Source organism: Kutzneria kofuensis (assembly GCF_014203355.1).
In the GTDB taxonomy this organism is placed as follows: domain Bacteria; phylum Actinomycetota; class Actinomycetes; order Mycobacteriales; family Pseudonocardiaceae; genus Kutzneria; species Kutzneria kofuensis.
Map to the genome: position 1 here is coordinate 5,090,941 of NZ_JACHIR010000001.1, position 13,330 is coordinate 5,104,270.

At 70.8% G+C, this 13,330-nt stretch carries 13 protein-coding genes; 6 read left to right on the top strand and 7 right to left on the bottom strand.

Features of this window, described 5'->3' with window-relative positions; translation table 11 throughout:
- Positions 1-113: 113 nt before the first annotated feature.
- The gene (gene secA, locus BJ998_RS23790; protein WP_184864964.1) at positions 114-2,924 is read left to right on the top strand and encodes a preprotein translocase subunit SecA; all 2,811 of its coding nucleotides are present in this window, start codon (positions 114-116) and stop codon (positions 2,922-2,924) included.
- A gap of 49 nt (positions 2,925-2,973) precedes the next feature.
- On the opposite strand, the gene BJ998_RS23795 is transcribed toward secA, so the two are convergent.
- Positions 2,974-3,426 (bottom strand): Rv3235 family protein, encoded by a 453-nt coding sequence (locus tag BJ998_RS23795; protein WP_184864965.1) that lies wholly within the window; start codon positions 3,424-3,426, stop codon positions 2,974-2,976.
- A 100-nt stretch (positions 3,427-3,526) separates the two neighbouring features.
- On the opposite strand from BJ998_RS23795, the gene BJ998_RS23800 reads away from it, so the two are divergent.
- Together BJ998_RS23800 and BJ998_RS23805 are read left to right on the top strand one after the other, a co-directional pair.
- The gene (locus BJ998_RS23800; RefSeq protein WP_184868893.1) at positions 3,527-3,952 is read left to right on the top strand and encodes an HAD-IA family hydrolase; all 426 of its coding nucleotides are present in this window, start codon (positions 3,527-3,529) and stop codon (positions 3,950-3,952) included.
- Between the two features lie 41 nt (positions 3,953-3,993).
- The gene (locus tag BJ998_RS23805; RefSeq protein ID WP_184864967.1) at positions 3,994-4,578 is read left to right on the top strand and encodes a dihydrofolate reductase family protein; all 585 of its coding nucleotides are present in this window, start codon (positions 3,994-3,996) and stop codon (positions 4,576-4,578) included.
- Positions 4,579-4,814: 236 nt separating this feature from the next.
- On the opposite strand, the gene BJ998_RS23810 is transcribed toward BJ998_RS23805, so the two are convergent.
- The gene (locus tag BJ998_RS23810; RefSeq protein WP_184864969.1) at positions 4,815-4,961 is read right to left on the bottom strand and encodes a hypothetical protein; all 147 of its coding nucleotides are present in this window, start codon (positions 4,959-4,961) and stop codon (positions 4,815-4,817) included.
- Positions 4,958-5,740, bottom strand: coding sequence for a TrmH family RNA methyltransferase (locus BJ998_RS23815; RefSeq protein WP_312890301.1), 783 nt, complete (start codon positions 5,738-5,740; stop codon positions 4,958-4,960). The genes BJ998_RS23810 and BJ998_RS23815 overlap by 4 nt, the downstream gene beginning before the upstream one ends.
- A gap of 46 nt (positions 5,741-5,786) precedes the next feature.
- On the opposite strand from BJ998_RS23815, the gene BJ998_RS23820 reads away from it, so the two are divergent.
- The 3 genes from BJ998_RS23820 to pruA are packed head-to-tail and all read left to right on the top strand — an operon-like array spanning position 5,787 to position 9,320.
- Positions 5,787-7,184 carry a WS/DGAT/MGAT family O-acyltransferase gene (locus tag BJ998_RS23820; protein WP_184864973.1) on the top strand — a complete coding sequence of 466 codons (1,398 nt, stop codon included), beginning with the start codon at positions 5,787-5,789 and terminating at the stop codon, positions 7,182-7,184.
- Entirely contained in the window at positions 7,181-7,684 is a 504-nt protein-coding gene (locus BJ998_RS23825) for a DUF6912 family protein (RefSeq protein WP_184864975.1), read from the top strand. The genes BJ998_RS23820 and BJ998_RS23825 overlap by 4 nt, the downstream gene beginning before the upstream one ends.
- A gap of 7 nt (positions 7,685-7,691) precedes the next feature.
- Positions 7,692-9,320 (top strand): L-glutamate gamma-semialdehyde dehydrogenase, encoded by a 1,629-nt coding sequence (gene pruA, locus BJ998_RS23830; protein ID WP_184864977.1) that lies wholly within the window; start codon positions 7,692-7,694, stop codon positions 9,318-9,320.
- Between the two features lie 81 nt (positions 9,321-9,401).
- Here pruA and BJ998_RS23835 read toward each other — a convergent pair whose 3' ends face one another.
- From BJ998_RS23835 to aroA, 4 genes are read right to left on the bottom strand one after another with little or no spacing between them, the layout of a single operon-like run.
- Positions 9,402-10,232, bottom strand: coding sequence for an SCO4651 family lipoprotein (locus BJ998_RS23835; RefSeq protein ID WP_184864979.1), 831 nt, complete (start codon positions 10,230-10,232; stop codon positions 9,402-9,404).
- The gene (locus BJ998_RS23840; RefSeq protein WP_312890302.1) at positions 10,229-11,032 is read right to left on the bottom strand and encodes an Rmt family 16S rRNA (guanine(1405)-N(7))-methyltransferase; all 804 of its coding nucleotides are present in this window, start codon (positions 11,030-11,032) and stop codon (positions 10,229-10,231) included. Before BJ998_RS23840 ends, BJ998_RS23835 begins: the two co-directional genes overlap by 4 nt.
- 2 nt (positions 11,033-11,034) lie before the next feature.
- Positions 11,035-12,042, bottom strand: coding sequence for a ribosome small subunit-dependent GTPase A (rsgA, locus tag BJ998_RS23845; RefSeq protein ID WP_184864983.1), 1,008 nt, complete (start codon positions 12,040-12,042; stop codon positions 11,035-11,037).
- A complete protein-coding gene (aroA, locus tag BJ998_RS23850) occupies positions 12,039-13,313 on the bottom strand; it encodes a 3-phosphoshikimate 1-carboxyvinyltransferase (protein WP_184864985.1) in 1,275 nt (424 codons plus the stop codon). The genes rsgA and aroA overlap by 4 nt, the downstream gene beginning before the upstream one ends.
- Positions 13,314-13,330 lie beyond the last annotated feature (17 nt).

A 13,330-nucleotide genomic window follows, 5' to 3' on the forward strand; every position in this document is an offset into this window, starting at 1 on the left:
CGTTGTAGTGGGGGCCGGCCGTTACCCCTTGTCGGTCGAGCCGCCTACGATGACGGAAAAGGGCGTCCGCACCCAGGGCGCGTGACGAGAACCCGACGAGCGAGGTCCCCCGGATGGTCCTGTCCCGACTGCTCCGCGCCGGCGAAGGCAAGATGCTCAAGCGCCTGCGCAACATCGCGAAGCTCATCAACTCGCTCGAGGACGACGTCGTCGACCTGACAGACGACGAGTTGAGGGCCAGGACCGAGGAGTTCCGCAAGCGCTACGCCGACGGGGAGACCCTCGACGAGCTGCTGCCGGAGGCGTTCGCGGTGGCCCGCGAGGGCGCCAAGCGGGTGCTGGGCCAGCGGCACTACGACGTCCAGCTGATGGGTGGCGCCGCGCTGCACCTCGGGCAGATCGCCGAGATGCGCACCGGTGAGGGCAAGACGCTGACCTGTGTGCTGCCGGCCTACCTCAACGCCATCTCCGGCGACGGCGTTCACGTCATCACCACCAACGACTACCTGGCCAAGCGCGACGCGGACTGGATGGGCCGGATCCACCGCTTCCTCGGCCTGACCGTCGGCGTGATCATCGCGGACATGACGCCCGAGCAGCGCCGGGTCGCCTACGCCGCGGACATCACCTACGGCACCAACAACGAGTTCGGCTTCGACTACCTGCGCGACAACATGGCGTGGAGCCTGGACGAGTGCGTCCAGCGCGGCCACAACTACGCCATCGTCGACGAGGTGGACTCGATTCTGATCGACGAGGCCCGCACGCCGCTGATCATCTCCGGACCGGCCGACCAGTCCTCGCGTTGGTACCAGGAGTTCGCCCGGATGGCACCGCTGATGCGCAACGAGACCCACTACGAGGTCGACGAGCGCAAGCGCACCGTGGGTGTCACCGAGGCCGGCGTCCAGTTCATCGAGGACCAGCTCGGCATCGACAACCTGTACGAGGCCGCGAACAGCCCGCTGGTCGGCTACCTGAACAACGCGCTCAAGGCCAAGGAGCTGTACAAGCGCGACAAGGACTACATCGTCCGCGACGGCGAGGTGCTGATCGTCGACGAGTTCACCGGCCGCGTGCTGTCCGGCCGCCGCTACAACGAGGGCATGCACCAGGCGATCGAGGCCAAGGAAGGCGTCGAGATCAAGGCCGAGAACCAGACGCTGGCCACGATCACGCTGCAGAACTTCTTCCGCCTCTACGACAAGCTCGGCGGCATGACCGGCACCGCCGAGACCGAGGCGGCCGAGTTCCACCAGACGTACAAGATCGGCGTGGTGCCGATCCCGACGAACAAGCCGATGATCCGTCGCGACATGCCCGACCTGGTCTACAAGACCGAGGAGGCCAAGTTCGAGGCGGTCGCCGACGACATCGCCGAGCGGCACCAGAAGGGCCAGCCGGTGCTGATCGGCACCACCAGCGTCGAGCGGTCCGAGTACCTGTCGAAGCTGCTGGTCAAGCGGGGCATCCCGCACAACGTGCTGAACGCGAAGAACCACGCCAAGGAAGCGCTGTTCGTCGCGCAGGCCGGCCACAAGGGCGCGGTCACCGTCGCCACCAACATGGCCGGTCGAGGCACCGACATCATGCTCGGCGGCAACCCCGAGTCGATCGCCGAGGAGGAGCTGCGGGCCCGCGGCCTCGACCCGGACGAGACGCTGGACGAGTGGCGCGCCGCCTACCCGGCCGCGCTCGAGGAAGCCAAGGCGCAGGTCAAGGCCGAGGCGGACGAGGTGCGCGAGCTCGGCGGCCTGTACGTGCTGGGCACCGAGCGGCACGAGTCGCGGCGCATCGACAACCAGCTGCGCGGCCGCTCCGGCCGTCAGGGCGACCCGGGCGAGTCCCGGTTCTACCTGTCGCTGGGCGACGAGTTGATGCGGCGGTTCAACGCCTCGATGGTCGAGCTCGTGATGACCCGGCTGCGGGTGCCCGACGACGTGCCGATCGAGCACAAGATGGTGACCCGGGCCATCCGCAGCGCGCAGACCCAGGTCGAGCAGCAGAACTTCGAGATCCGCAAGAACGTGCTCAAGTACGACGAGGTGATGAACCAGCAGCGCAAGGTGATCTACGCCGAGCGTCGCCGCGTGCTCGAGGGCGAGGACCTGCACGACAACGTGCAGGACATGATCACCGACGTGGTCACCGCGTACGTCAACGGCGCCACCGAGGGCGGCTACGCCGAGGACTGGGACCACGAGAAGCTGTGGACCGCGCTCAAGACGCTGTACCCCGTCTCGCTGGACTGGGACGAGCTGACCGCGGACGAGTCCGAGGACCTCACCGCCGAGCGGCTGCTGGAGGCCGTGCTCGAGGACGCCCGGGCCGCGTACGCGGCGCGCGAGGCCGAGATCGACGGCAAGGTCGGCGAGGGCGCCATGCGTGAGCTGGAGCGCCGTGTCGTGCTGTCGGTGCTGGACCGCAAGTGGCGCGAGCACCTCTACGAGATGGACTACCTCAAGGAGGGCATCGGCCTGCGGGCCATGGCGCAGCGCGACCCGCTGGTCGAGTACCAGCGCGAGGGCTTCGACATGTTCAACGGGATGCTGGAGGGCCTCAAGGAGGAGTCCGTCGGCTTCCTGTTCAACCTGCAGGTCGAGGCGGCCGAGCCGGAGCCGGTGCAGGTCGCCGCGGCCGACGTGCCGCAGATCGCCGTCAACCAGCAGCAGGGAGCGGTGGCCGCGCCGCCGGCCCCGCCGCAGCCCGCGCCCGGCACCCAGGTGCCGCCCGCGCTGCGGGGCAAGGGCCTCGACCAGCACGAGCAGCAGCGGCTGTCCTACAGCGGCCCGAACGAGTCCGGCGAGGCGAACTCGCGTGAGGACAAGTCCGCCGCGAACGGCGACGCCGGTGGCACCCGGCGGGAGCGCCGCGCCGCCGCGCGCAACCAGTCCAAGCAGGACCGCAAGCGCCCGCGTCGCTGAGCCTTGGTCAGGGAACGGGGCGTGCCCTTCGGGCACGCCCCGTTTTCCGTCACAGCACGCGGAACACACTGCAGCGCAACGCTTCCCGTACCTCGAAGCGGGCGGCGATGGCCCGCGGCCGCGCGTCGATCTCGGCCAGTCCGCACGCCTCGACGACGCCGGCCGTCGGCTGTCGGGCGTGCAGGCGCCGCAGCCGGCTGCGGTTCGGCGTGGCCCGGCCGCGTGATCTCGTCTGGATCGCGGAGTACGCCGTCGGCGTGAAGTGCGGCCGGAGCTGGCCGACCGGGCGGCGGCCGTCGATCGCCTCCAGCACCTGGTTGACCAGGTGGCGGATCCGGTCGACCAGCGCCGCCGGCACCTCGTCCGCCGCCGGTGGCTGCGGCGGCAGGTCCTCAACCAGCCGCAGCCGTCGCCGGGTGATCCTCTGCGCCCGCAGCGGGCTCGTCTTCGGTTCGTATCCGGGCAGTGCCCGCACGACGATCGGTTCCTCGATCGTGGTCATCCGCCATGGCTGACCCAATGTCGCCCCCGTCTTCTCGCTCCCCCATGCCGAACAGAGCAGCGAGCGGGCCGGCTGCGGACATGCTTAACCTGATCGGGTGATGAAAGGCCTGATCGTCGACTTCGGCGGCGTGCTCACCGACCGCGGGCCCGACGGCGTCGGCGAGCCGCCGCTGATCGGCGCCGTGCTGGCCGCCCGCGAGGCCGGCATCCGCACCGCGCTGCTGTCCAACGCGGACGGTCCCGGCGAGCCGATTCCGTGGCTGGACCGCCTTTTCCAGGTGCTCGTGTTCTCCGGCGACGTCGGCGTGGCCAAGCCGGACGCGGCCATCTACCGGCTGGCCGTCGAACGTCTCGGGCTGGAGCCGGGGGAGTGCGTCTTCGTCGACGACCTCGCCGTCAACGTCCGCGGCGCCGTCGCCGCCGGCCTGGTCGGCGTGCACCACACCTCGATCCCGTCCACCTTGGCCGAACTCGCCGTCCTCCTCGGTGTCGATTTCGCCGGGGGTCGTTCGTGTAACGGGTGAGCGGGCCGCGCCGGGCGGCCCTCCCCGGAAGGAACACGACCGTGCGTTCGATCAACAGCACGATGTTCGTCAGCCTGGACGGCGTCGTTCAGGGCCTGGGCCGGCCCGACGAGGACACCCGCGGCGGCTTCGCCCACGGCGGCTGGGGGCCTCGCTACAACGACGAGGTCATGGGCCGCGAGCTCGGCCGGGGCATGGCCAAGTCCGGTGACATGCTGTTCGGCCGTCGGACCTGGGAGGACTTCATCGCCGCATGGAGTCGGTCGACCGACGGCAACCCCTTCACCGCGCACATGAACGCCGCCACCAAGTACGTCGTGTCGCGGACGCTGCCCGATGCCGACGCCTGGCAGAACTCCATCCTGCTGCGTGGCGACGCCGTCGAGACCGTCGCCTCGCTCAAGGCCCAGCCCGGCAACGACCTCTCCATCAACGGCAGCGTCTCGCTGGTCCGCAGCCTGCACGCCGCCGGACTCATCGACACCTACACGCTGCTCATCCACCCGCTGACCCTCGGCTCCGGCGCCCGCCTGTTCGAGGGCGCCGCCCCGCTGACCGAGTTCGAGCTCACCGGCAGCGTCACCACTACCAAGGGCGTGATCATCGCCCACTACGCCCGCCGCTGAGGACCATGATCAGGGGGCCATTGCCAACTGAAGCCGCCGCCCACCACTCCCCGGGGGGCGTTCCCTGGGCCAGTCTACCAGCGGCGGGGTGGTGATGATCTTGTAAAGGGGGCGCCTGTGGATAACTCTGTCGCTCGGTCGGGGGAAGGATCGGCCGGTGGGCGAGCGGCGGCGCTAGCGTCCGAAGGCATGGATGCACTGGCGCTGGCCTGCGCTTTTACGTTTACGACGACTGCTCACGGCCAGTCCGTGACGGCGGTGTGCCCGATGCCGGTGTACCGGGTGCTGGCGCAGTGCGAGGGGAAGCACGGGCAGTGGCAGGTGTGGGGGCCGCCGGCGGACAAGGACGGGTCGACGGCCCGGTGCAGGGAGGGGAAGATCATCGACTACCGGGTCGAGACCGCCTGACCAGCTCGAAGCAGAGGACGGCGGCGGCGCTGGCGACGTTGAGGGACTCGACGCCGCCGGACATGGGGATGGAGACCCAGCGGTTGATCAGGGGCCGCACGCCGTCGGTGATGCCGGAGGTCTCGCTGCCGAGGACGAAGGCGACCTTGGCGGGGAAGTCGGCGGTGAAGACGGTGTTGCGAGCACCGGCGTCCATGGCGATGAGGGTGTAGCCGGCGTCCCGCAGCAGCCCGGCGGCCTCGTCGGCGGTGTAGCAGCGCAGCACGGGGGCGGTGAAGGCGACGCCGGCGGAGGCCTTGACGACGAGGGGATCGATGGTGGCGACGCCCTTGCGCGGCACGACGATGCCCTCGAGCCCGGCGGCGGTGGCGGTGCGCAGGATCATGCCGACGTTGGCGGGGGTGGTGATGCCGTCGAGCAGGAGCACGGACGCGGGCGGGCGGCGGTCCCCCAGGGCGGAAACGAGGGTGCGCATCCGGGGCGCGACGACGTCGGCCAGCACGCCCTGGTCCTGCTTGCCGTTGCCGGCGAGCACCTTCACCCGCTGCGCGGAAGCCCGCTGGACCTGCACGCCACGGGCCCGGGCGGCGTCGAGGATCTCCCGCGCGGCGGGCCCGCGGGCGCTGTCGGCGAGCACGACCTTGTCGACGGACAGCCCGTCGTCGGCCAGGGCCTCCAGCACCGGTTTGCGCCCGTAGACCGTGACGAATCGATCCTTGGGGGACACATTGTCGACACCGGGGGCCTCACGCACGCCAAGCAGGATGGCACAGCGGTACGGATGTGCCAGGATCGGCACCATGCCGGACCGTCTCTCGGCGCTGGACGCGTCGTTCCTGTACCTGGAAGACCAGACGACCCCGATGCACGTCGGCGGGATCGCGGTCTTCCGCAAGCCCCGGACCGGCTTCGACTACGACGGCCTGGTCGCGCTGATCGAGCAGCGCCTGTCGTTGGTCCCCCGCTACCGGCAGAAGGTGGTCCAGGTGCCGGGCCGGCTGGCCCGCCCGGTCTGGGCCGACGACCCCGACTTCGACGTCACGTACCACGTGCGCCGCTCCGCGCTGCCCAAGCCGGGCAGCGACGAGCAGCTCAACGACCTGGCGGCGCGGCTGATGTCCCGGCCGCTGGACCACAGCCGCCCGCTGTGGGAGACGTACCTGGTCGAGGGCCTGGAGCGGAACCGGATCGCGGTGATCACCAAGACCCACCACGCGATGGTCGACGGCATCGGCGCGGTCGAGCTGGGCCAGGTGATCCTGGACGTGTCGCCGACGCCGCGGCCGCCGGCGGAGAGCCTGTGGATGCCGCAGCCCGCGCCGGGCATCACGCAGCTCGTCTTCGACGCCGTCGCCGAGATGGTGCAGCGGCCCGGCGAGCTGGTGGAGAACGCCCGCTCGGCGGCGCTGGACGCGGCGGCCACGGTGCAGAAGGTCGCTGAGGCGGTCACGGGCATCGTGTCGGCGGCGAAGGCCGCCGCCCGCCCGGCGCCGGGCAGCCCGCTGAACGTCCGGATCTCACACCAGCGCCGCTTCGCCACGGCGCGCACCAAGCTGGACGACTTCCGGGCCGTCCGCAAGGCGCACGGCGGCACGGTCAACGACGCGGTGCTGGCGACGGTGTCGGGTGCCCTCAGGAATTGGCTGCTGTCGCGCGGCGAGGCCGTCAACTCGTACGCGACGATCCGCGCGCTGGTGCCGCTGTCGGTGCGCGACACCGAGTCGGAGAACGGCGTCGGCAGCAAGGTGCAGGCGTACCTGGTCGACCTGCCGGTGGGTGAGTCGAACCCGGTGGTGCGGCTGCACCACATCAGCCACGCCATGCGCGCGCACAAGGAGTCCGGTCAGTCGGTGGCCGCGGACACGCTGGTCCGGGTCGGCGGCATCACGCCGCCGACGCTGCACGCGTTAGGCGCGCGGGCGGCGAGCTCGTTCTCCCGCCGCATCTTCAACGTGGTGGTGACGAACGTGCCGGGCCCGCAGGTCCCGCTGTACGCGGCCGGTGCGAAGATGATCGAGATGTTCCCGATCGTCCCGCTGGCCAAGAACCAGGCGCTGTCCATCGGGGTCACCTCCTACGACGGGGGTGTCTACTTCGGACTGAACGCGGACCGGGACGCGATGTCCGATGTGGACGTCGTGGCCGGGATGGTCGAGGAGTCGTTGGAAGAACTCGTGGGAACGGTGGCCACGTCATGAGGGTGTTCCTGCCCGCCACGCTCGGCATGCTGCACCAGCTGGTGTCCGACGAGGAGTTCCGGCCGGTCGGCGGCACCGCCTTCGCGCTGACCCCGGCGCTGCGCGAGTCCTACGCCTCGGGCGACACCGAGGACATGGAGTACATCGCGATGCTGGACGCGGCCCGCGCCTCGCTGCGGCTGCTGGCCGCGGAGCTGTCGGAGAACCCGGAGGCGCTGCCCCGGCGCGCGGTGATCGCCGCGGACGTCGACGACGTGAAGCTGCGGCCGGATCTGGACTACTCGGTGGTCAAAGTGCCCGGCACGGTGTCGATGAAGGCGATCGCCTCCGTGCACGTGGACACCTCGGAGGCCGAGCCCGCCGTGCGGGCCGCGTCGGCGGTGGTGGACGCAGCCGATCTCGGCGACCCGGACGCGGAGTTCACCGTCGGCAGCGCCGAGGACCATGCCCTTGCCTGGTACGCGCCACAGGAGTTGCCATTCCTGCTGGAGCTGATGTGATGGGGGCATGGACGCGGTCACCTCGGTACCTCAGCCGTACAACGAGCCGGTTCGCTCCTACGCCCCCGGCAGCGCCGAACGCGAGTCGCTGCAGCGACGCATCGCGGACCTGGAAGGCGCCAAGCACGAACTGACCATGACGATCGGGGGCCGCCGGCGGATGGCCGGCGGCGAGCCGATCGACGTGGTGCAGCCGCACGATCACGCCCACGTGCTGGGCGTGTCGGCGCAGGCGAACAAGGACGACGTCGCCGACGCGGTGCAGGCGGCCAAGGACGCCGCGCCGGCCTGGCGCGAGCTGCCGTTCGACGAGCGTGCGGCGGTGCTGCTGCGCGCCGCCGACCTGCTCGCCGGGCCGTGGCGGGACACGCTCAACGCGGCGACGATCCTCGGCCAGTCGAAGTCCGTGCAGCAGGCGGAGATCGACTCGGCCTGCGAGCTGATCGACTTCTTGCGGTTCAACGCGTACTTCGCGCGGCAGCTGATCGCCGAACAGCCGCAGTCCAGCCCCGGTGTCTGGAACCGGTTCGACCACCGGCCGCTGGACGGTTTCGTCGTCGCGATCACGCCGTTCAACTTCACCGCCATCGCCGGGAACCTGCCGCTGTCGCCGGCGCTGATGGGCAACACGGTGGTGTGGAAGCCGTCGCCGACGCAGCAGCTGGCGGCGCACTTCACCATGCAGCTGCTGGAAGCGGCCGGCCTGCCGCCGGGGGTGGTCAACATGGTCACCGGCGACGGCGCCGCCGTCAGCGAGGTCGCGTTGGCCGACCGGGACTTCGCCGGGCTGCACTTCACCGGCTCCACCGCGACGTTCAAGCGGCTGTGGCGGACCATGGCCGACAACCTCGACCACTACTGGTCGTACCCGCGGATCGTCGGCGAGACCGGCGGCAAGGACTTCGTCGTCGCGCACCCGTCCGCCGAGCCGGATGCGCTGGTGACGGCGCTGGTCCGGGGTGCGTTCGAGTACCAGGGTCAGAAGTGCTCGGCGGCGTCACGCGCCTACATCGCCCGGTCGCTGTGGGACGGCGGCGTGCGCGACCAGCTCGCCGACGTGACGCGGAGCCTCAGCTTCGGCGACGTCACCGACTTCTCGCACTTCGGCGGGGCCGTCATCGACTCGCGGGCGTTCGGCAAGCACAGCGAATTGTTCGAACGGGTGCGCAACGAGCGGCTCGTCGACATCCTCGTCGGCGGCGTGGCCGACGACCGCGTCGGCTACTTCGTGCAGCCGACCGTGCTGGTCGGTGAGGACCCGCGGCACGACGTGTTCACCACCGAGTTCTTCGGGCCGATCCTGTCCGTGCACGTCTACGAGGACAGCCACTACGCCTCGATCCTCGACGTGGTGGACACCTCCACCCCGTACGCGCTGACCGGCGCGGTGTTCGCCACCGACCGCGCCGCCATCGAGCAGGCGCACCGGGCGCTGCGGTTCTCCGCCGGCAACTTCTACGTCAACGACAAGCCGACGGGCGCCGTGGTCGGGCAGCAGCCGTTCGGCGGCAGCCGGTCCTCGGGCACCAACGACAAGGCCGGGTCGATCCTGAACCTGATCCGATGGACGAGTCCCCGCTCGGTCAAGGAGACGCTCGTGCCCCCGACGAACCACACCTACCCGCACATGGCGTGAAACGTCAAGTCCGGAAGTTCGGAACGGACCATTCCTCAACTCCGAGTTGAGGAATGGTCCGTTCCGAACTTGGGAAGGGGGTCAGCCGCCCGCTGGCGGGGGTGAGAGTTGGCTGTCGGGGGGTACCGGGACGTCGACCGGTTGGCCCCAGGCGGTGTAGGTGCGGCTGACGGTCAGCGTGCCTTTCGTGGCGGGCACGTCGAGCTTGGACTCGGACCGCAGCGGCACGTTGCCGTTGCCGACCCACAGCTCGTCGACCATGGCGCCGAGCTTGGCCTCCAGCAGCGTCGTGTCCTTCAACGGCCCGTCGGGCAGGGACTTGGCCACGGCCGTCAGGTCCGTCTTCAAGGCGTAGTGCCGCGCCGGCGTCAGCCCGACCGGCTGCAGGTCGGAGCCGACGATGGTGGTGGTCGCGGGATCCAGCGGCATCGCCAGCGGAGACAGCGTCGCCTGCTTCAACGACGCGAACAGCGGCGCGAACTCCTGGGAGAACGCGTCCGTGCCGTTCTCGGTGGCCCGCACCCACGGCTTGTCGGCCGGCAGCTTCTGGTCGGCGGGCGGCCGCACGTAGACGGCGCTCGGCGTCAGCACGAACGACAGCGTGGTGGTGTCCGGGGACTTCACGGTCATCGTCGCCGTCATCCACAGACCCTGGTCGTCGCGGCGGAACGCGCCGGTCACCGAGGTGACGGTGTGCGCGTCGAGCAGTTCGGTCGTGGAGTCGACCGTGAACTTCGCGGAACCGCTGCCGGTCAGCTTCGCGGTCACGGCTTTGGACAGGTCTGCCAGCGTGGCTTGCGCGGGTGGGACAACCGTTGGATCGGACGAGCCGGTACCGGCGACGCTCGACGTGCACGCTGCGAGTCCGAGCACCGCGACCGCGGCGACGGCAGCCCTGGCGACCACGCTCACTTCTGAACCACGTAGACCAGTTCGTTGCCGAACTCGAGTTCCTCGACCTGCCACGGCCGGCCCTCGGCGTGCGCCGTGAAGCCGTTGGAGTACGTCCGGTACATGCCCTTGGACCGCTGCCCGAGCGACTTCGTCGGGAAGCTGACTACGACCACCGGCGAGTTGATGGCGTCGATCAGGCTCCAGCCCAGCTGCTTCTGCTGCGTCTCGATGCACGGCACGGCCTTGAGCAGCAGCGTCACGTCGGCGGGCTGGGGATCGGGGCCGGTCAGCAGGTCGTGCACGGCGACCTCGTGCGACACGCCCAGCACGGACAGCGCCTCGTCCAGGAACGCCATCAGCCGGCTGTCGATGTCCGACGCGCGGTACAGCACGTCCTCGCCGACCGGCATCCACTCCACGGTCAGCGGGTTCATGCCGCACGCGAGGTCGGCGATCACCCGCGGCGGAGCCGGCAGCCGCTCGAAGATGGCCCCGTAGAACTCCTCCAGGATGGGCAGGCGCTCCTTGGTGGACGCGTGCGAGGACATCGTCCGCGACAGGGCGTCCCGGACCTGGTCGCGGTCCTGGGCGTCGCGCAGCAGGCCGAGCATCTTGTCGTACCGGGGCGTGCTCGGCAGGTACGCGCCGAAGATCTCGTGCAGCCCGCGTTTGGTGCGCTTCACGGCGTCGTTGACGTCGCCGCGCGCCGCGGCCAGCGAGGCCGTGGCGATGCGGCGCACGGTGTCGTCGGCGACGCTTTGGTAGCGGGAACTGTCCCGCACGGCCACCAGCACCTTCGCCAGCTTCTCGTCTTCCACCACTACTCCTCGGCCAGCCCCGCCCGCGAGGCCAGCAGCCTACGCAGCGAGCGCAGCCTGCCCTCGGTCGCCAGCCCCTCGGCGACCACCGTGTCCAGCATGCAGTCCGGATCCTCGGGTGGCCCGAGGTGCCCGCAGCCGGACGGGCACTCCTCGGCGGCCTCGGCCATGCCGGGGAACGCCGCCACGATGTCGTCCGGCGTGATGTGCGCCAGGCCGAACGACCGGATGCCGGGGGTGTCCACCACCCAGCCGCCGGCCGGCAGCGGGAACGCCACCGCCGAGGTCGAGGTGTGCCGGCCCTTGCCGATGCCGCTGACCTCGCCGGTGGCCCGCTCCGCCGCCGGCACGAGCTTGTTCACCAGCGTGGACTTGCCGACGCCGGAGTGGCCGATCAGCGCGGACACCCGACCGTCAAGACGTTCGGCGAGGGTGTTGGGTTCGCGGTCCGATCGGGTGACGACCACCGGCAGGTCCAGCTCGGCGTACACGGCCAGGATCTCGTCCGGCGGCGCGAGGTCGGACTTGGTCAGGCACAGCACCGGCGTCAGGCCGCCCGCGTACGCGGCGACCAGGCAGCGGTCGATGAAGCCGGTGCGCGGCGGCGGGTCGGCCAGCGCGGACACGATGATCAGCTGCTCGGCGTTGGCGACCACCACCCGCTCGTACGGGTCGGTGTCGTCGGCGGTGCGCCGCAGCACGCTGCTGCGGGCCTGGCGGCGCACGATCCGCGCGAGAGTGTCCGGCGCCCCGGACACGTCGCCGACCAGGTCCACCTCGTCGCCGATGACGACCGAGGTGCGGCCCATCTCCCGGGCCCGCATGGCGATCACCTTGCGCTCCGGGTCGCCGTCCAGCGCGCACGTCCAGCGGCCGCGGTCGACGCCGACCACCATCGCCGTCTCGGCGTCGGCGTGGTCCGGCCGCTTCTTGCTGCGGGGGCGGGAGCCCTTGCCCGGCCGGACCTTGACGTCGGACTCGTCGAGCCGACGCCAGTCGCCGCGGCTCACACCCGCTCCGCCAGCTGGAGCATGGCCGCCCACATGCCGGGGAAGTCCGGGATGGTCTTGGTGGTGGTGTTGATGTCGTCGACCGAGACGCCGGGCACCTTCAGGCCGATGATCGCGCCGGCGGTGGCCATCCGGTGGTCGGCGTAGGCGTGCCAGAGGCCGCCGGTCGGCTGCGACGGCCGGATGATCAGGCCGTCGTCGGTCTCGTCGGCGTCGCCGCCGATGCCGCGGATCTCCGTGGTCAGCGCGGCGAGGCGGTCCGTCTCGTGGCCGCGGATGTGCGCGACGCCGCTGATGTGCGTGGGGCTGTCGGCCAGCACGGCCATGGCCGCGACGGTCGGCGTCAGCTCCGAGAAGTCGTGCAGGTCGATCTCGATGCCGTTGAGGCGCTCCGGGCCCTTGACGGTCAGGCCGTTGTCCGACAGCGACACGTCGCAACCCATCTGCGCCAGGATGTCGCGCATGGCGTCGCCGGGCTGCGTGGTGGCCAGCGGCCAGTCCGGGATGGTGATCGCGCCGCCCGTGACGGCCCCGGCGGCGAGGAAGGCGGCCGCGTTGGACAGGTCAGGCTCGATCCGCCAGTCCCTGGCCGCGATGGCTCCCGGCGCGACCCGCCACCGGTTCGGCTCGCTGTCGTCCACCTCGACGCCGACCGCCCGCAGCATCTCGATGGTCATCTCGATGTGCGGCAGCGACGGCACCGGCTTGCCGTCGTGCAGCACGGTGACGCCCTGCTCGTAGCGGGCGCCGGACAGCAGCAGCGCCGAGACGAACTGCGAGGAGCCGGACGCGTCGATGGTGACGCTGCCGCCGCGCACCGAGCCCGTGCCGTGCAGCGTGAACGGCAGCGAGTCGCCGTCGATCGACGCCCCGAGCGAGCGCAGCGCGTCCAGCACGGTGTTCATCGGGCGGACGCGGGCCTGCTCGTCACCGTCGAAGCGGACGTCGCCGTCGGCCAGCGCCGCGGCCGGCGGCATGAAGCGCATGACGGTGCCGGCGAGGCCGCAGTCCAGGTCGGCGTCGCCGCGCAGCGGACCCGGCGTGACCTCCCACGACCCCTGGTTCCCGTCGGCGATGCGCACGCCCAGCGAGCGCAGCGCCGCGGCCATCAGCTGGGTGTCCCGGCTGCGCAGCGGCAGGTGCACGGTGGAGGGGCCGTCGGCGAGGGCGGCGAGCAACAGGGCACGATTGGTGATCGACTTGGAACCGGGCACGGGCACGGTCGCGCGCACGGGCTCGGTGACGGACGGGGTGGGCCACGGCTGCGTCATGGGGGTGATGATTCCCT